The organism is Rufibacter sp. DG15C (assembly GCF_001577755.1).
Lineage (GTDB): Bacteria > Bacteroidota > Bacteroidia > Cytophagales > Hymenobacteraceae > Nibribacter.
In genome coordinates, this window is the sequence record NZ_CP010776.1 from 2986442 (window position 1) to 3005277 (window position 18836).

At 52.3% G+C, this 18836-nt stretch carries 16 protein-coding genes; 10 read left to right on the plus strand and 6 right to left on the minus strand.

The window, feature by feature from the left end; genetic code table 11:
* Positions 1-13: 13 nt before the first annotated feature.
* The 3 genes from TH61_RS12740 to TH61_RS12750 form a co-directional block, all read right to left on the minus strand.
* On the minus strand, positions 14-592 hold the full coding sequence (locus TH61_RS12740; protein WP_066509958.1) for a TMEM175 family protein: 579 nt from the start codon (positions 590-592) through the stop codon (positions 14-16).
* A gap of 182 nt (positions 593-774) precedes the next feature.
* Entirely contained in the window at positions 775-1362 is a 588-nt protein-coding gene (locus tag TH61_RS12745; RefSeq protein WP_066509960.1) for a hypothetical protein, read from the minus strand.
* Positions 1359-1862: a hypothetical protein gene (locus TH61_RS12750; protein ID WP_066509963.1), complete on the minus strand. Its 504-nt coding sequence runs from the start codon at positions 1860-1862 to the stop codon at positions 1359-1361. The genes TH61_RS12745 and TH61_RS12750 overlap by 4 nt, the downstream gene beginning before the upstream one ends.
* 326 nt (positions 1863-2188) lie before the next feature.
* Between TH61_RS12750 and TH61_RS12755 the strand changes: the two genes are divergently transcribed.
* Positions 2189-3169, plus strand: a complete 981-nt coding sequence (locus TH61_RS12755) for a glycoside hydrolase family 43 protein (protein WP_066512841.1) — start codon at positions 2189-2191, stop codon at positions 3167-3169.
* 112 nt (positions 3170-3281) lie between these two features.
* Here the strand turns inward: TH61_RS12755 and TH61_RS12760 are convergent, their stop codons facing one another.
* Complete coding sequence (locus tag TH61_RS12760) at positions 3282-4487, minus strand: DUF1624 domain-containing protein (protein WP_066509965.1); 1206 nt, start codon at positions 4485-4487, stop codon at positions 3282-3284.
* A gap of 254 nt (positions 4488-4741) precedes the next feature.
* Here TH61_RS12760 and uvrA point away from each other — a divergent pair, with 254 nt between their 5' ends.
* The 4 genes from uvrA (at position 4742) to TH61_RS12780 (ending at position 10452) form a co-directional block, all read left to right on the plus strand.
* Positions 4742-7282, plus strand: a complete 2541-nt coding sequence (gene uvrA / locus TH61_RS12765) for an excinuclease ABC subunit UvrA (RefSeq protein ID WP_066509967.1) — start codon at positions 4742-4744, stop codon at positions 7280-7282.
* Positions 7283-7569: 287 nt separating this feature from the next.
* Positions 7570-8478 carry a hypothetical protein gene (locus tag TH61_RS12770; protein WP_157600711.1) on the plus strand — a complete coding sequence of 303 codons (909 nt, stop codon included), beginning with the start codon at positions 7570-7572 and terminating at the stop codon, positions 8476-8478.
* A gap of 243 nt (positions 8479-8721) precedes the next feature.
* Entirely contained in the window at positions 8722-9627 is a 906-nt protein-coding gene (locus tag TH61_RS12775; protein ID WP_066509972.1) for an LD-carboxypeptidase, read from the plus strand.
* A 75-nt stretch (positions 9628-9702) separates the two neighbouring features.
* Positions 9703-10452, plus strand: a complete 750-nt coding sequence (locus tag TH61_RS12780) for an N-formylglutamate amidohydrolase (RefSeq protein ID WP_066509974.1) — start codon at positions 9703-9705, stop codon at positions 10450-10452.
* A 63-nt stretch (positions 10453-10515) separates the two neighbouring features.
* Here TH61_RS12780 and TH61_RS12785 read toward each other — a convergent pair whose 3' ends face one another.
* The gene (locus TH61_RS12785; RefSeq protein WP_157600712.1) at positions 10516-11211 is read right to left on the minus strand and encodes a hypothetical protein; all 696 of its coding nucleotides are present in this window, start codon (positions 11209-11211) and stop codon (positions 10516-10518) included.
* A 179-nt stretch (positions 11212-11390) separates the two neighbouring features.
* Here TH61_RS12785 and TH61_RS12790 point away from each other — a divergent pair, with 179 nt between their 5' ends.
* From TH61_RS12790 to TH61_RS12800, 3 genes are all read left to right on the plus strand, one after another.
* On the plus strand, positions 11391-13610 hold the full coding sequence (locus tag TH61_RS12790; RefSeq protein ID WP_066509978.1) for a M3 family metallopeptidase: 2220 nt from the start codon (positions 11391-11393) through the stop codon (positions 13608-13610).
* A 519-nt stretch (positions 13611-14129) separates the two neighbouring features.
* Positions 14130-15062 (plus strand): zinc-dependent peptidase, encoded by a 933-nt coding sequence (locus TH61_RS12795; RefSeq protein ID WP_066509986.1) that lies wholly within the window; start codon positions 14130-14132, stop codon positions 15060-15062.
* Between the two features lie 144 nt (positions 15063-15206).
* Positions 15207-16808, plus strand: a complete 1602-nt coding sequence (locus TH61_RS12800) for a DUF3943 domain-containing protein (protein ID WP_066509989.1) — start codon at positions 15207-15209, stop codon at positions 16806-16808.
* A 110-nt stretch (positions 16809-16918) separates the two neighbouring features.
* Here TH61_RS12800 and msrB read toward each other — a convergent pair whose 3' ends face one another.
* The gene (gene msrB, locus TH61_RS12805) at positions 16919-17377 is read right to left on the minus strand and encodes a peptide-methionine (R)-S-oxide reductase MsrB (RefSeq protein WP_066509991.1); all 459 of its coding nucleotides are present in this window, start codon (positions 17375-17377) and stop codon (positions 16919-16921) included.
* Between the two features lie 182 nt (positions 17378-17559).
* Here msrB and TH61_RS12815 point away from each other — a divergent pair, with 182 nt between their 5' ends.
* Both TH61_RS12815 and TH61_RS12820 read left to right on the plus strand, forming a co-directional pair.
* Positions 17560-18006 (plus strand): hypothetical protein, encoded by a 447-nt coding sequence (locus TH61_RS12815; protein ID WP_066509995.1) that lies wholly within the window; start codon positions 17560-17562, stop codon positions 18004-18006.
* A gap of 79 nt (positions 18007-18085) precedes the next feature.
* Positions 18086-18787, plus strand: coding sequence for a hypothetical protein (locus TH61_RS12820; protein WP_066509998.1), 702 nt, complete (start codon positions 18086-18088; stop codon positions 18785-18787).
* Positions 18788-18836: the final 49 nt, after the last annotated feature.

Below are 18836 nucleotides of genomic sequence, written 5' to 3' on the forward strand. Positions count from 1 at the left end.
TAGAAATTACTATCTATCCCTCCTCATAAATACGCTCAATCCTCCTATCCGGTATCAACCACATAAACGCCACCAGCACATAGACACCGTTCGCGGCCCAGGGGCTCCAGAAGGAGAGGGCTATGCCGGTTAGATATAAGAGCGGGGAGAGTTTGCCTTTCAGGTCTTGGCCAATGGCTTTGGCGAGGAGGGAGTCTTTGCCGTTCTTTTGGATGATGGTCTGCTCCAGCACCCAATAGGCAATAGAACACAAGAGCAGGATGCCACCATACAGGGCCGTAGCCGCCGGCGCGAAGCTGTTTTCGCCCATCCAGCCGGTGGCAAAGGGAATCAAAGACAGCCAGAAGAGCAGGTGCAGGTTGGCCCAGAGAATGCTTCCATTCACCTTGCTGGCGCTGTGGAGCATGTGGTGGTGGTTGTTCCAGTAAATGCCAATGTAGATGAAGCTGAGTACGTAGCTCAGGAACACGGGCAGGAGCGGGACCAGGGCGCGCCACTCGGTGCCGTGCGGTACCTTAATCTCCAGTACCATAATGGTGATGATGATGGCCAACACGCCATCACTAAATGCTTCTAGCCGGTTCTTGTTCATGATTGCGGGGGTGGCCCAGTGGGGCGCATGTTTCTACTTACAAAAGGGAAGGTACAACAATCCGGTATATGTAGAAACAGCTATATGGCTTTTGTGCAGAGGTGGTAAAAGCAAAAGCCTTCGTTTTTGGCCTGTTTTACAGAAAAGAGACTAAAAACGAAGGCTTTTACGCGGGTTGGGCCTTAAGAAAGCAGGCTATTAATCTGGATCTGCATGTAGTAGTCCTCCTGTTCTTCTTGGGTAATGACACCCATCTCAAAGAGCCAATTAATCCGTTCCATCATTAACTCTTCTGGCAGGTTAGGGTCAATGACGGCGTATTTGCTTTTGTACACGTTCTTAATGCGTTCATACAGCGCCTCAATGAAGGCATCCACTTCCTGGGTAGACGGGTTGTTGCTCAGGAGTTCCAGCACCTTAGAGCCGCCGGTGAGGAAGATTACCTTCCTGTTTATTTGCATGGTCGCCATCACGGCCATTGCCCCGAAGAACAGCCCTGCAAAGGCCCAGAAACCTTGCATGGCCACGCCCTCCTCGTTGATGTAGGTGTCATAGAGGAGGAACAGGTCTAGCGCTACCATCAGCCAGAAAAAGATGGCCGGGAACAAGGCCCCCTTTTCCTGTTTCTTTACCTGGTCAAAGCCTATCTCTTCATACTTGACGGTATATTCCAGATTCTCTGACGCAGATTTAGAGATGACTTTTACGCCCGTTCTTTCCAGGTAAAACTCTTTCTTGGTTAACAAAACGCGTTGCTTTAACTGGGTCATAGGTACGTGTAATAAAACAGGACGGCGGCAATCAAGCCTCCCATAAAGATTAGAAAATAAGCTAAATAGACGTTTGAGTCTCCTCTAAGGTAGTGAATCTGGCCGCCTCTTTCAATCTGATATGTAAATGCGATGACGTCTCCTTGGGCTCCCGGACTCTGCATTAATCCCGGTGACTCCTGGTAGTACACCGTAACGGTATCGCCTACTTTTAATTTTGCAATGGATTGGAACTCGGGCAGGAAATCATCTGAATCGCCGCCCAAATACACGTTGAAGGCTTTGTCAAAACCTGCTATGTGTAGGTATCGGTCCTTCGGGTCATTCTTATAAGGGAAGGCGGGATGTTTTTTTAAAATATGCGTGATGGGCCCGCGTACTTGTTCCATCTCAGACAATTCTTGTCGGCCCCAAATCAAGGTATGCACGCCCAGGACAAGGATCACAAGGGCACCCAGCCACAGTGCGGGATAACTGGCTTTAGAAGAGGAAGCTTGCATGGTAATGAAAAGCAGAAGAAACGTAAAGGTACAACCTCTGCACCTCTTCTGGTAATACCTTTCTGGGGCAAGAGGTTAGCGCTCCTGGCAGAGAAAGAAAGGGTTTTGTTGTTTTAGGTCTAATTCCCGAAAAACAGCCCGAAAACGGTTTTATACTGGCTGGACCGGGTGGCTTTGGGATAGGGAAGTACCCCAAGGTTAGCGCTGGCTTTGAGACCGAAGGCCGAGGGAGATATCCTGCATTTCTAAATAATTTCTATCTTAATGGCCTCCCTTTTATTAGAAACCGCATGAGACATTGGTACACGCTGGCCTTGGGCCTGGAAATGGTTGTCTGGGGCTGCGTCCCGGCCAAAGACACGCAAACTTCTGGCGCTGGCTCCGCTTCGGCGCAGAAAGCCGCCACGTCTGGCAATCCCATCTTCCCGGGTTGGTACGCAGACCCAGAGGCAGCCGTTTTTGGCAAGCAATACTGGGTGTATCCCACGTTTTCGGCGCCCTATAACCAGCAAGTGTACTTTGATGCCTTTTCGTCTAAGGACCTTATCACCTGGCAGAAGCACACCCGCATTCTGGACACGGCGCAGATAAAATGGGCGAAGCGGGCCCTATGGGCGCCGGCCGTGGTGCAGAAAGGGAAGCAGTATTTTCTGTTCTTCGGGGCGAATGACATCCAGAGCGACCAGGAGCTGGGCGGCATTGGCGTGGCCGTGGCCAACCAACCCGAGGGTCCTTACAAAGACTACCTGGGCAAGCCGCTGGTAGACAAGTTCCACAACGGCGCCCAGCCCATAGACCAGTTTGTGTTTCAGGACATAGACGGCCAGTATTACCTTATCTACGGCGGCTGGCGGCACTGCAACATTGCCAAGCTCAAGCCAGACTTCACAGGCTTTGTACCGCAGGCAGACGGCACCATCTTCAAGGAGATTACGCCCCAAAACTATGTAGAAGGGCCTATTATGTTCATGCGCAACAGCAAGTACTACTTTATGTGGTCAGAAGGCGGCTGGACCGGACCCGATTACAGCGTGGCCTACGCCGTGGCAGATTCTCCCTTCGGTCCGTTTGAGCGGGTGGGCAAGATTCTACAGCAAGACCCTAGCATTGCTACCGGCGCCGGGCACCATTCGGTCATCCAAGTGCCCGGCAAAGATGAGTGGTACATTGTCTACCACCGCCGCCCCCTGGACCAGAAAGACCGCAACGCCCGCGTCACCTGCATAGAACCCATGACCTTTGACGCGCAAGGGATGATTAACCCCGTGAAGCTTACGAAGGAAGGAGTGGAGAAAAGGAAGTTGTAAGGCTATTAATTAAAATAGGAGTGAGGTGTTGCTTTGATTCCTTCAGGCTTTTAATAGAAACGCGTTTTTGGTCTGTTTTACAGAAAACAGACCAAAAACGGCACCGCATAATTTATAGATAGCTCAGCCATTTCTTCTCGGGGTGGGCCGCTTTGTAACGGCTGTACCAACGGCAGGCCGGGTACAGGAGCAGCACCACGGCCATCCAGACCAGATACACGTAAGGCAATTCTACGCCCACGCCTTCCTCGGGTCGCCCAAACTTCATCATGCCAAAGGGCAGGTCTTCCCATTTCACGCCCTGCGCCAACACCATTACAAACATAGAGGTATGAATCAGGTACCAGTGCAACAGGTAGAAGAACATGGGCACGCGGCCGTAGGTGGCAAAGAAGCGGGTCACGGCAATATTGGTAGTATTGAGCAGCGCCAGCAACACCACCATCACGCCCAGAAAGAACAAACTAAATTGCAATGAAGGCGGGTACTTGGTCACGTTAAAGAACGACAGAATGGTAAAGGCAGTGGAGGTTTGCGGCGCCCATGGGTTTGGCTCGCCGTACAGGTTGAACACGCGCAGAACCATAAATACGGCCAGCATGGCAAAGCCTAGGAGGTACAAAGTTTTCTGGCGAGATACGGCATCTTTACGAACCACCTCGCCAAAGCTATAGCCCAGTAATAGAAGACTCATCCAAGGCAGCAAGGGATAGGCCACCAAAACAGCTGGTCCGCCCTCAAACGGAAAGAAGCCCTGCCGGAACAGGAGCGAATATAGGAATTTGCCTGCCATGGTCTCAGCAGGGCCTACTTGGGGCAACAGGTTGTGCAGCAGTAGAATGGCCGCGCCTATTCCGCCTATTACCCTGGAGGGCAACCGGAGCAGCAAGGCCAGTACCACAAAGCCCACGCCAATGGCAAAAATCACCTGCAGCATGACCGTCCTGAACTGAATGTCAAACCAAATCCCGAAGCCAATGACCGTCACCTCCAACACCATGAGCCAGAGGCCCCGGCTTAGCAAAAACTTCTGCGCCCGGCCTGCATCGCCATGTTTTTTATAAGATAAATACGCCGAAGTACCTGCCAGAAATACAAAGGTAGGCGCGCAAAAATGGGTAATCCAGCGGGTGAGAAATAGGGCTGGCGTGGTGGTCTCAAACGAAAGCGGGTCCTGCACCAGGGAGGTGGTGTGCCATAGGTCGCGCACGTGGTCCAGGGCCATAATCACAATGGCCAGGCCGCGCACAATGTCAATAGAGGAAACCCGGGTGTAGCTTTTTTGGGCCAGCGGAAGAGGAACTTCGGTTTGCAGCATAATGGCTTTTGTTGGAGTTGGATTCGCTGATTCTAAGATAGATACTTTCCTTTGTTTTCCTAGGGACCGGTTGATGGCAAGCTCATGAGACACCAGGAAATGCAGATTACTACCTTGCTCAAAGGCTCTCGTTATTGGCCTGTTTCATAGAAAATATCCCAAAAACGATTGGTGCGAGCCGATGTCATTTGCCTTATAGTACAACAGCCGCTTTCTGGCTTGCGTAAGGTAAAAGACCTTTGGTTCTACCGCATATGGCAAAAGATACACACGCAAACACTCCCCAGGGATTCACCGGCTTTGTGACCGTTCGCGGCGCCCGGGAGCATAACCTCAAGAATGTAGACCTCACCATTCCCCGAGATGCCCTGGTGGTGTTCACCGGCGTGTCGGGTTCGGGTAAGTCGTCGTTGGCGTTTGGCACGCTGTACGCCGAGGCTCAGCGCCGCTACCTCGAGAGCGTAAGCCCCTATGCGCGACGGCTGTTCCACCAGATGGCCGTGCCCGAGGTAGATGCCATTGAAGGCCTGCCGCCGGCGGTGGCTTTGCAGCAGCAACGCGGCACGCCCACCACCCGTTCCAGCGTGGGAAGCGTGACCACGCTCTCTAATCTGGTGCGCATGCTCTACAGCCGCGCCGGTGACTACCCCAAAGGCCAATCTATCATCTACGCCGAGGCCTTTTCACCCAACACCCCCGAAGGCGCCTGCCCCACCTGCCACGGTCTGGGTCGCATCTATGAGGTAACCGAGGAAAGTATGGTGCCCGACCCCAGCCTTACCATCCGGGAGCGGGCCATTGCCGCCTGGCCCACCGCCTGGGGCGGCCAGAACCAGCGCGACATCCTGGTCACCCTGGGTATTGACATAGACCGCCCCTGGCGCGAGCTGCCCCAGAAACAACGCGACTGGATTCTCTTCACCGAAGAGCAACCCGTGGTGCCTGTGTACCCTGGCTACACCCCAGAGCAAACCCAGCGTGCGCTCAAGCGCAAAGAGGAACCCAACTACATGGGCAACTTTACCAGCGCCCGGCGGCACGTGTTCCATACCTTCGCCAACACCAACAGCCCCCTCATGAAGAAGCGGGTGATGCAGTTCATGCTCCATACTGACTGCCCCACCTGTCAGGGCAAGCGCCTGAACCCGCATTCGCTTTCCGTGAAATTTGCCGGCTACGACATCACTGAATTGTCGCGCCTTCCTCTGCAACGCGTCGCCCAGACTCTGCAACCGTATGTAAACGCCGTCACCTCTAGCCACACCCAGCACGACGAGGAGCACCCCGAGCAGGTGATTGTGAAACAGCGCATTGCTCAGGATTTGGTGGCCCGCATTCAGGTGCTGTTGGATTTGGGACTCGGATACTTGTCCTTGGAACGGAGCACGCCTACCTTGTCGCCGGGTGAGTTACAGCGCCTGCGCCTGGCCACGCAACTGTATTCGCATCTGTTTGGCGTGGTGTATGTGCTGGACGAGCCCTCGGCGGGATTGCACCCTTCTGATACTTTGGCGTTGCTCACGGCGCTGGAGAACCTGAAGAAGGCGGGCAACTCTCTGTTTGTGGTGGAGCATAACCTAGACGTGATTTCCAAAGCCGATTGGCTGGTAGACGTAGGTCCTGCGGCGGGTGAGAAAGGCGGCGAAATCTTGTACAGTGGTCCGCCGCAAGGGCTGCAAAAGGTCAACAATTCCCAAACCGCCGCCTACTTGTTCGGCTCGGCGCCGGTGGGTGTTCGGGAGCGCCGTCCGCCCTCCGGCTGGCTCAAACTCAGCGGCGTCACCCGCAACAACCTACACAACCTGGAGGCTGAGTTTCCGCTGGGCGTGTTTACCACTGTCACGGGCGTGTCGGGATCTGGCAAGAGTAGTCTGGTGAGCCAGGTACTGGTAGAATTGGTCGCCGAGCATCTGGGGCAGGAAATCACTGCGGAGGAAGAGGAGGGAGACGGGCTGGAAAGCAAAGCGCCCCAAACCCTGGGCGGACGAATTGTGAGTGGCCTAGAGCAGATTAAGCGCCTGGTGCGCGTAGACCAGAAAGCCATCGGGCGGACGCCTCGCTCCAACATGGCCACCTACACTGGCTTGTTTGACCACGTGCGCAAGCTCTTCGCTGAAACGCCTCTCGCCAAGAAGCGCCGCTATGACGCGGGCCGGTTTTCGTTTAACGTGGCCAAAGGCCGCTGTGAGAATTGCACCGGCGAAGGCTTCGTGATGGTGGAACTACTCTTTCTGCCTAGCGTCTACGCGCCCTGCCCGATCTGCCACGGCGCCCGCTACAACGCCCAGACCCTGGAAGTGACCTACCGGGACCTCAACATTGCCCAGGTCCTTAACCTGACCGTAGACGCAGCTCAAGAATTCTTTGACGAGGAGCCTGCCATTCACCGCGCCCTCACCGTCCTCCGTGAAGTAGGACTGGGCTATCTTCGTCTGGGTCAGCCTGCTACGGAACTCTCCGGCGGGGAGGCCCAGCGCATCAAACTCGCCACTGAACTGCAACGTTTGAGCCGCGGCAACAGCTTGTATATTCTGGATGAACCTACCACCGGCCTGCACCCTTCAGACGTGGAGAAACTCATGGCCCAACTGGAGAAACTGGTAGACGCCGGCAACACTGTGATAGTAGTAGAACATACCATGCGCGTGGCCGCCGCCAGCGACTGGGTCCTGGACATTGGTCCCGGGGCAGGGGAGGAAGGCGGACAGATTGTAGCGGCTGGTACCCCAGAGCAAGTGGCTAAGGTAAAGAAGAGCAAGACGGCGCCTTTCCTGCGGAAGGAATTAGAGATTTAAATTAGAAGTCCGTTTTTGGGCTGTTTTCCAGAAAACAGCCCAAAAACGGACTTCTTCAGATCATGCCGCAAGGTTTGAGCGAAGCGGTAAATGGGACTCTTCCTAGTAGCAGTATGCAACTGCCTCTGGGGACCTTTTAAATTGAGCCAACACCCAAGTGGCCAATGTATTATCAACCAATTCGCTGCTTTTTAAAAACCTATAAGAACCTCAAAATAAAAGTCTATATCCCCTGATGGCTATATAGTTGGAGTTTGTTAAATTGGCAGCGCAAAATGTAGACAGACATGACAAAATTCAGACAAACCCTTTCGTATGTATCCGTTTTCACGCTCTTGTGCGTCACGCTTTCTTGCTCAGACAAAGAAGATCCGGCGCCAGACCCAGCCAACTTTGCCTGCTTGCTGCTCAAGGAACAAGTGACGTTTCCCACGCCCGGCGAATCCCTTACGCGTGACTTCCATTTTGACCAAAACTATCTGTCGCATGTGTCTGAGGTGTACCAGGGACAGCGGCCTCTCACTACCTCCATCATGTATGATTACAATACTGTAGGGGATGTGGCTTCTACTACTTTGCTAGATGCGCAAGCCAGGCCTTTAGAAGCGCATGAGTTTCTCTATGGGTTGGATGGGCTGGTAAGACAGGTGAACGTGTACAATAAAAAACAGAACCCGGGGTCAGGCTCCTTGCAACTTTACAACACCAAAGAACTCACCTTCAATAACAAGCAACAGCTGGTTAGTTTGAAGAACTGGTTAGTGACCACTTCGCCCCGCCTGTTGTTAAATGACTTCACGTTTACTTATGACGCCAAAGGAAATCTAACGCAAGTTCAGGAATACCGGGTCACACGCTACTCAGAAACCAACCCAGAAGATTTTAATGACATCGTCCTGAAGGTAAGCTTCACCCATGACAACAAGGTAAACCCTTACAATGAAAACCTGTACGTGATGTTCTTGCCCAACACGGGCATCTTCATCCCAGGCTTGTCTACCAACAACATTCTCTCTACCACGTCTGTGTCTACCTTAGAGGGCACCAAAAAAGGACCGGGTAGCAACTATGACCCAAGCGTTTACAACTACACCAGAACCAATACTTATGAGTACAATGACCAAGGCAGGCCCGCCAAGGTGACTAGCTCAGTGGGAACGGTGCGCACGTTTACCTATAAGTGTGAACAACAGTAAGCTTTAAGCATCAATAAAAGAAGGCCTGGGCAGTAATGTTCAGGCCTTCTTTTGTTTGTAACCTGCTTGGACGAATGAGGTGTTTTTAGCCTGGTTTGGTGGAAACAGGCCAAAAACGGATGGTTGCTTGACCTGCCACCAGTGGGCTTGCGTAAAATACTGGAAAGCAGGTGTAATTACTGATTTTGGGAGGAAGGTTCAACCGAGTTACCCCTGCTTCGTTTTGCCAGAAAAGTCTAGACCATGATACTTCCACCGTTCCTCAAGCCCCATGACACCGTAGGGTTGATCAGTACCAGTTCTTTCACCCATGAAAGCTACATTCAAGAGGTGGTCAAGATTCTGGAAAGCTGGAAACTGAAACCAGTGCTGGGCAAAACCATTGGCGCCAGGCACGGCAGCATGGCCGGCTCAGATACCCTGCGCCTGAAGGACCTGCAAGGCATGCTGAACAACGACGACATCAAAGCCATCTTTCAGGCTACGGGCGGATATGGCATTGTCAGGATCATTGACCAGCTGGATTTCAGCCATTTCAAGTACAAGCCCAAATGGGTGGTGGGTTACAGTGATACCACCTTTCTGCACAACCACTTGCAAGGCCGACTGAGCACGGGCTCCATTCACGGCACCATGGCCGCCGACCTGGAAGCTGGCTACCATGCCACCTCCTGGGAAAGCCTGCGCAAGGCACTTTTTGGCGAAGACCTGCACTACACGGTAAAGCCTCATCCCTTGAACAGGCTGGGCACTTCTGATGGAATTCTGGTGGGCGGCACCGTCAGTTTGTTGTGTAACTCTAAAGGCACCATGTCTGAGGTGAACAGCAACGGCAAGATCCTATTTCTGGAGGAAGTAGGCGAGAAGCACTTCCGGCTGGACAGTTACCTCATCTCCTTGAAACACGCGGGCAAGTTTGACTATGTGCGGGGCCTGATTGTAGGCGAGCTCATTGACATGGAGGATGATGACCCGCCCTTCGGGAAAACCCCTGAAGAGATCATTCTGGATGCCGTCAAGGAGTATGACTTTCCAGTGAGTTTCGGGTTTAAGGCGGGGCATGGCCAAGTAAACAAAGCCTTGATTCTGGGAGCGCTTGTGCACTTGAAAGTAGACGCGCAGGGGACCACTTTTTCCTTTGAGACGTAGAAGAAACACCAGCGTACTCTATACCCCTGTTTTTGGGCTAAAATCCAGAAAACAGACCAAAAACGACTGCTGTCTATGTCTACTTCGCCTTTGATTTGTCTGCTCACTTGTGAACACGCCGGTAACGAGGTGCCGCCAGCGTGGGCGCCGCTATTCAAAGGCAAAGAAGAAGTGCTGTACACGCACAAAGCCATAGACTTTGGGGCCCACCAGCTGGCCCGGCACCTGGAGCGCGCCTTTACCCTGCCCTTGTACGTGACCACCACCACGCGCTTGCTGGTAGAGGCCAACCGGTCCCTGCACAGCGACGAGCTGTTTTCAGAACATTCTAAAAAACTTACTGAGCAGGAGAAACAGCAAGTGCTGGAGACCTACTACCACCCACATAGAAACCTAGTGCTTAACCGGCTGGAGGAAGAGACGGCCAAAGGCAACCGGGTCCTGCACCTGGCGGTGCACACCTTTACTCCGGTTCTGGGAGGCGAAGTGCGGAAAGCCGACATCGGGATTCTCTTTGACCCCGCTCAACCCCTGGAAAAGAAAATAGCCGGCCAACTGAAAACCGCCCTGGAGAAACAGAATCCTCATTGGACCATTGTCTTCAACGAGCCTTATCCCGGCACGGCAGACGGTTTCCCCACGTACCTGCGACCAAAATTCGGGAAGGACCAGTACGCCGGGTTTGAGCTGGAGGTGAACCAAAAGTTTTTCTTGAACGGGGATCCAGACCTTTGGGAAGCGCTTAAGCAAGACCTCACCGAAGCCCTCAAATCCGTCCTCCAGAAATATCAGGAAAAGCGCCGCATCACCATCCGGAAGGCCTAAAAAAAGCGTCCTCGTTTTTGACCTGTTTTCACAGAAATGGCCCAAAAACGGAGGATTCTATTGCTATTTTTTATCTGCTACTATTACAAATTCCTGCACTACCAGCGTGTCTTTGGCAGCTAGGTTAGATAGGCCAGAAGGGTCAAACAGGTTGGATTGCGTCATGCTGTTCACAGCGTAGCTATTTTGGTCACCGGATTTTAGCGTGTATTTTAAGGTGTAAACGTGCAACTCTTGGCCTTTTAAGGTGGCTACTAGCTGCCGTTTTGTTGTGTACATTTCTTGAATCCCTGTTCCCGTAGGTACTTTTTTGAAGTCATATTCAAGCGGTTTATACTTGAGAATGCCTTTAGAAACTTGTGTGTAGTGGTTGTTAGAAGGCTGGACAAAAATGGAGAATTCCTTTTTGGAGGTGAAGAGCAGTTCGCCCTCTTTTTGGCTTACCTCATATGCCTCATTTGTTGAACCGTTTTGTAACTCAACCAGAGAGGAATTTTGGAAAACAAGCGACTCTCCTGAACTGATGGTCTCCACTTTGTTCTCCAGAAAATAACCATCGTCCCATTTCTGCACGAATGCTTTGATCAGCGTACCGTCCTTGACTTCGCCGGCTTGAGTGTACATTCTAACCGGGGTGGTGTTGTGCGTTTTGGCAATAGAAAAAGTGGCTGGGTACTCCAAACCCAGGGCATCCGTTTCCTCATCGGTACAGGCCGTCAGAGTTGCCAAGGACAGGAGCAAGGTCAATAGTTTTTTCATAGATACACAAGTCTAAACAAATGTAGTCATATCGTGAGAGAGGCCAATTGAGCGCTAAGTTTTTCGAGCGGACGCATTTACCAGCAGGTTTTATAGGCTTTCTTAAGATAATTCCGTTTTTAAAGAAGCGTGTCTTATTTTTACCACACGCAGAACGCAAACCTTGTAAATTAAAAAACATGCATAAACCTTTTTTAACCGGTTCTAAGAAGTCCAGCTTCTTGCTCATGCTGGCCTTGGCAGGCTGTACTTCCACCCAGCCGCAGCAGACCGCTACTACCAATGAAACAGCCGGTGCGGCCCCTACTACTATGGAAACCTTGATACCAAGCTTTGATAATCAACTACTCAAAGAATGGACCGGGCCTTATGGCGGCGTCCCGGCCTTTGACAAAATGAACCTGAGTGATATCAAGCCGGCCATGGAACAGGGCATGGCCCTCCATTTATCTGAGATTGACGCCATCACCAACAACACTGCTGCGCCTACTTTTGAGAACACCATCGTGCCCTATGAGAAGGCTGGCGATGCCTTGGATAGAGCCTTTATTTACTATGGCATTTGGGGAAGCAACATCTCAACGCCCGAGTTCAGAAAGATTCAAGCGGAGATGGCGCCTAAGATTTCTGAGTTCAGCTCTAAGATTTCGCAGAACACCAAGTTGTTTGAGCGCATCAAGGCCGTGTATGACCAGTCTCAAAAAACACCATTGCCGGCAGACCAACAGCGCACCGTGCAGTTGATTCATGAGGAGTTTGCCATGGAAGGCGCGGGGCTAGACCAGGCCGCCAAGCAACGCTATGCCGCCATCAACAAAGAATTGTCAAGCCTGTACACGTCCTTTGCCAACAACACCCTGGCAGATGAAGAGAAATACATCACCTACATCACCAAGGACCAGCTGAGCGGACTGCCAGAGTCGTTTGTGAAAGCGGCTGCCAAGGCTGCCGCAGACAACGGCAAGCCGGGCCAGTATGCCATCACCAACACGCGGTCCAGCATGGACCAGTTCCTGACCTACTCAGACAACCGTGCCCTGCGCGAGAAAGTCTGGAACACGTATTACTCGCGCGGTGACAACGGCGATGCCAATGACAACAACCAGAACATCACCAAGATTCTGCAACTGCGGGATGAGCGCGTGAAGCTCCTGGGCTTTGACACCTACGCCGACTGGCGCCTGCAGAACCGCATGGCCAAGAACCCCACCAACGCTATGAACCTGATGGAGTCTGTGTGGCCTGCCGCTTTGGCCCGCGTGAAGGAAGAAGTGAAGGACATGCAAGCCGTGGCCAATGCCAGCGGCGCCAAAATCACCATCGCGCCCTGGGACTACCGCTACTACGCCGAGAAAGTGCGCAAAAAGAAGTATGACCTTGACTCAGATGAGGTAAAGCAATACCTGCAACTAGAGAACCTGACCCAGGCCATTTTCTATACCGCTGGGGAGCTGTTCAACTTCTCCTTCAAACCAGTACCGGCCGGTTCTGTGCCGGTGTTTCATGAGGACGTGAAAGTCTGGGAAGTGACGGATAAAACCACCGGGGCGCACATCGGACTTTGGTACCTTGACCCGTTCGCCCGCCAGGGCAAGCGCTCGGGGGCCTGGGCCTCTCAGTACAGAAGCTTCTCAACCTTTGACGGCAAGAAAACCGTGCTGGCCTCCAACAACTCCAACTTCGTGAAGCCGGCGCCGGGTGACCCTGTGTTGGTGTCCTGGGATGATGCCACTACCTTCTTCCATGAGTTCGGCCACGCTTTGCACTTTTTGGCCTCTAACGTGAAGTACCCAACCTTGAACGGCGGCGTGCGCGATTACACGGAGTTCCAATCTCAACTATTGGAGCGCTGGTTGTCCACGGACAAGGTGATTAACCAGTTCCTGAAGCACCACAAAACGGGCCAGCCCATGCCGGCCTCTCTGGTGGCTAAAATCAAGAAAGCGTCTACGTTTAACCAAGGCTTCAGCACCACAGAGTTCCTGGGTTCTGCCTTGATGGACTTAAAATACCACACTGTTAAAGACCCAACCGGTCTGAACCCGGACAAATTTGAAAGGGAGACTTTAGCCACCTTGGGTATGCCTAAGGAGATTGTGATGCGTCACCGCTCGCCGCACTTCACGCACGTGTTCTCGGGTGAGGGCTACGCCGCCGGTTACTACGGCTACCTGTGGGCAGACGTGCTCACCTCAGACGCCGCCGAAGCCTTTGAAGAAGCCCCCGGCGGGTTCTATGACAAAGAGGTGGCCGCCCGCCTGGTAAAATATCTATTCGCACCGCGCAACTCCATGGACCCTGCAGAGGCCTACCGTCTGTTCAGAGGCCGCGACGCCAAGATTGACGCCCTCATGCGTGACAGAGGTTTCCCGGTACCTAAGCAGACCGGCAAAAAGTAAACTTCCGTTTTTGGCCTGATTTCCAGAAAATAGCCCAAAAACGATTTTTGAAGGCCTCGCAGGTTAGAACCTGCGAGGCCTTTTTGTTGAGCAGGATTTTCGAGATTCAGTGTTAATTTTCAGAATAGGCAAAGAGTTGTAGAAACAATGACACCGCCTTGTCTCCCGCGCTTTTGGATTTGGCCTGCGTAAGAGACAAGCCGGTGACATCGTCCCAACAACCTACCACGCATTCTGTCCCCCTTAGAAGGGGGTAGGGGGATGACGTACGTATAAAGATATAGCTCAACAGGATATAACATTGCGAGGGAGACAAGGCGGTGCCTGGTCTCTACATTATCTCCAACGTTACCTAACTTATTCTTTCAAGGAGAACGTCAGCACGAGGTGCGTTTTTAGCCTATTTCCCAGAAAACAGCCCAAAAACGTTCTGTCTCCTCACCAACCTAATTCCAACAATCCAGGTAATTCCCTTTCTTTCGCACATCTTTCTAGACCCGTACCCGTTCAACAAGCCCTATGGCACTTTTAGCATTCTCTATAGTTGTGGCACTGGTGGTATTCTTCTTTTACCGCTGGGCCACCCAGAAAACCAGGAACCGACGAAAAATCATGGCGCAGGAGTTCCCCGCGGAGTGGCGCAAGGTGTTGCTGGACCGGGTGGGCTTCTACCATACCTTGAGCAAGGAAGAGGACAAGCACCGGTTTGAGAAGATGATTCAGCTGTTTCTGGCAGAAAAGCGCATCACGGGCATTGAGGTGGAGGTGGATGACACCCTGCGCGTGCTGGTGGCGGCCAGCGCCGTCATTCCCATCTTTCGGTTTGATGATTGGGAGTACCGCAACCTGGGCGAGGTCATCATCTTCCCGGGGAGCATTGAGCGCTACAAAGCCCAAGATTCTGAGGCGGTCTCTGAGGTGCTGGGCCGCGTGAACCCTTTCCAGAACGACCATTACGTGACCCTGTCCAAGCCTGCCCTGGAGCGCGGCTTCAATGACATGGCCGACCGGCAGAACGTAGGCATCCATGAGTTTGCGCACATGCTTGACCAAGCCGATGGCGAGATTAACGGCGTGCCCCGCGCTTACTTACCCGAGGAACTGGTGCAGCCCTGGCAGGACCTCATGTACCGCAAAATCAAGCAGATTAAAAAGGGCGAGTCGGACATCAATCCGTACGGCGCCACCAATGAGGCTGAGTTCTTTGCCGTGGTGACGGAGTACTTTTTTGAGAAGCCGGGCCAGCTAGCCGAGAAGCACCCACGGCTCTACCAGATGCTCACCCAGATTTTCCAGCAGAACCCCAAGCGCCGGTTCAGGTTGAACTTCAGGGAACTTCTGAACCCGTACGGCAAGCGCCTGGGCCGCAACGAGCCGTGCCCCTGCGGTAGTGGCCAGAAGTACAAGCATTGCTGCCTGCTAAAGCAGTCAAAGCCCACGTTAGCCGCCTAAACACATCTCCATTTCTAAATATAGCTTCATTTTAATAAGAAAATGATGGCACTCAAGGGAGGCGCCGTAGGAAACGCCTACTTTTTCTGCGGCTTTTACGTATGGCGGGTGTAGGTTCCAGAATGCTGTTGCAAAGCGCGCCGTATGGCTTTAAACCCCGCTTCGTTCTGGGTGCCTGACTCCGTGCCTATGAAGCTCCTTTTCACCCTCTGCCTTAGCCTTTTGTCTGTGACCCTGTTGCAGGCGCAAGTGATAGAACAAGACACCATCAAGCCGGGCCGTGGCACCCGCGATGCGCAGTTAAAGAACATCAAGGACCGCAAAGCCCGTCTTTTCAAAGATTCTTTGGGCGGCACCGAGCCCACCAACACCGTGCTGCTGGACACCACGCTCTACAACAAGTACGGCGACCTGCTCAACGATGACCCCGAATACAACTACCGCCAACCCCTCTGGAAACCGACGGCCCAGGTCCTAGGCATCAACCTGGCCTTTATGGGCTTCAACCGCTACGTGGCCAAGGCAGACTACGCCTATGTGAGCCCTACTACTTGGAAACATAACCTGCGCTCAGAGCCAGAGTGGGACACAGACGAGTTCGGGATAAACTTCATTGGCCACCCGTACCAGGGGACGCTGTACTTCAATGCGGCCCGCTCGCAGGGCTACAACTACTGGCAGTCCCTGCCCTTCGCCGTGGGCGGAAGCCTGACCTGGGAATACTTCGGGGAGAATACCCTGCCGTCTTACAATGACATGATTTACACGCCCATCAACGGCGCTGCCCTGGGCGAGATTCTGTACCGCCTGAGCTCCAACATTCTGGATGACAGGACCACCGGCCGGGAGCGCGTGATACGTGAGGTGGCCGCCGGCGTCATCAACCCCATCAGGGGGCTGAACCGCCTGTTGCAGGGCAAAACGGCACAGGTGACCAACAAAGAGGTGTATGAGAAGGAGCCCATCAACATCACCCTTTTTGCGGGCGTGCACCGGCAGAACGTCAACCAGGACGATGTCTTTGGGGCGGGCGGCAATAAGACCATGTTCAACGTACAGTTGGACTACGGCAACCCATTTGAAGACCAGAAGCGCAAACCGTTTGACCTTTTCCGGGTACGCGCCGAATTTAGCCGGGGTGCCCATGATACCATCTCTGGCATCATCAACAATATCACGGGCTACGGCATCTTGTTTGGCCGCAACAGTACCGTAGGCAAGCTGGATGTATTGACCGGCCTTTTCCAATACTACGATTACTGGAACACCCGTAATTTTGACTTGGGCGCCCTAGGATTTGGACCAGGCCTGTTCACGCGTCTGCCTCTCAGCAAGCAAGTGAATTTGTACACCAACGCGCACCTGGGCGTGATTCCGTTGGCGGGTAACAGCACGCGGTTTGCGCCAGACGAGAACGGCCTGCGCGATTACGTCTACACCACGGGCCTCCACGGAAAAATAGAAAGCACCCTGAGCTTAGGCCGGCATGCCTCGGCGTCTTTTGTATACTATCATTATTTGCTAAAGACCATTGAAGGCTTGGAAGGGACCAACTCCATCGGTATTGTGCGGCCCAGGGTCACGGTGCAGTTGTTCAAGAACGTAAGCCTGGGCTATGAGCATTTCGGGTACACCACCAACCGCAAACTGGAGCAATACGCCACCCAGCGCTCCGTCATCACCGACCAGAAAATCTTCTTGCAACTGTTCCTGGAGGACAGGCAGCGCCGGGGCAGATATAACTAAGCGCTGCAAAGGTTTATAACCAAAGAAGCCGATTTTGGCCTGTTTCTGAGAAAGCAGACCAAAAACGGCATTTTCAAGTTGTATTGGCCTCGGTTCTACTACTTATGGTGCTATTCTGAAGGAGGAATGTCAAGCTTTACCAGACTTCCTGAGTTGAGGCAGAACCTCAGTCCCGCGGGGGCTGGTCCGTCTGGGGAGACGTGGCCCAGATGCCCGTCACAGTTGTTGCACCGCACCTCTACGCGCTGTATGTGGTGGCTGTCGTCAAAGAGAAAGCTGCACGCGGCTTTGAAAACGGGTTGGGTGAAGCTGGGCCACCCTGAGATGGCGTGGTACTTGGCAGTGGCTGAGAAAAGCAGACTGCCGCAGCCGGCGCAGGCATAATCACCGGGCTCATAATTTTTGCAGTAGGCGTTCCGGTAGGGAGGCTCAGTGCCGCGTTCCCGCAAGACATGGAACTGCGCAGGGGTGAGGCGATGGCGCCATTCTTCCTGGGTGTGCTCTACCCTGCGCTCAGGCTCCGGGTTGCTGTATTTGGCGTATGTGAGCACATCTATCCAACGAAGCATATTTCTAGCGGGTGGTTTCTAAGAGAAAAACGCGGGAGGGGGCATTTCGTTTTAGGAAAGAGGCAACGCCGTTTTTAGGCTCTTTTCTGGAAATCAGGCCAAAAACGGAGGCACGGTCCTTTCCAATAGAAACCGTACCTTTGCCCTTATTAAAATCCGGCCGTCTTTCAGCGGTTGGGAGCATGACGCATCTCCTTATGAAAATTGTAGGCAACATCTTAGACATCACCCACAAGCGCGACACTAAACACCAAGGCATTGAAGTGCACTTGGACCGAGTGGAGTACCTCATGTACAAGAAAGATGGCCACTACCTGCAAGACTTCAACTACATAGATGACTTGGACGCCCCGTTGGTCATCACCGGCGACCGGCTGGCCAGAATCATTGACAAAAAACTACCCGAAGGTGAGTATGACTTCAAGGTCTATGACCTGGTAGACGGCGAGTATGAAGAAAACCCGGACAAGTTTCTCTCTGTCCTGCTCATCTATGATTTTGAGGAAGACCAGCACATTCTTAGCTCCCTGGAATACTCTGAAACCGTACCGATGGAGGAGTTCAAAAAGATAAAAGGCGCTAGGGAAAAAGAGAAACTTGCCAGAAAGAACAAGGCCAAGCGCAGGTAAAATTTTTCTTAGAATTTTTACAATAACGCATGTTTTATAGAGTTATCTTTTTGAAAGTTATACTCTAAAGGAAATGTGTATGCTGCTACGTCTTCTTTTTCTGCTATCCTTTTCGCTGCTTACCTCTTCTGTTGCTTCAGCGCAAGAGCAAGATTCTTCTAACACCCTTAACCATAAATTCTATGTGGGAGTTGAATTTCCAAATTTTCAGTATCGGATCTTTTATGATGACAGCCCTGATAAGCCCAGATTTATATCTGGGGAATTCCTTCCTATAGACCTTCATATAGGCTATAAAATTACCAGGAGGGCTAGTGCTCAACTAGGGCTTGCTTATGGTGGCAGAACCAGAGAAAGCCAAACGTATGGAGTCCCACTTAACGGAAACGGGCAGACCGTTTACCATGATTATTATGACCGCACAAGAGGTATAGGCATACCCGTCACAGGAAGGTTTGTCTTGCTTAATGCGAACAAGAAAATACCCATTTACGCAGTAGGTACAGTTACTCCTGCTTTTATTTTCAGCCATTTTAGAGAGACCACTACAGAAAACAAGGTAACCACCATCCTTTATGATGAGCATTACAAAGGAATGGATGTTTATACCACTGCCGGTTTTGGACTAAGTTACAGGGTACAAAAACGGTTGAATGGGAATGTTGAATTCTTGTTGTTTAAACGCAATCTTACAAGCCGCAATTTTGACTTGTATAATGATGGCTGGTTTGTAAAGATAATTAGGTCGTTGTCAGTAAGCTTCAACTATAACTTCAATTAGGGTATTTTCTTCACTATGGCATAACCTTCTGATTGCACTATAGAAGCTA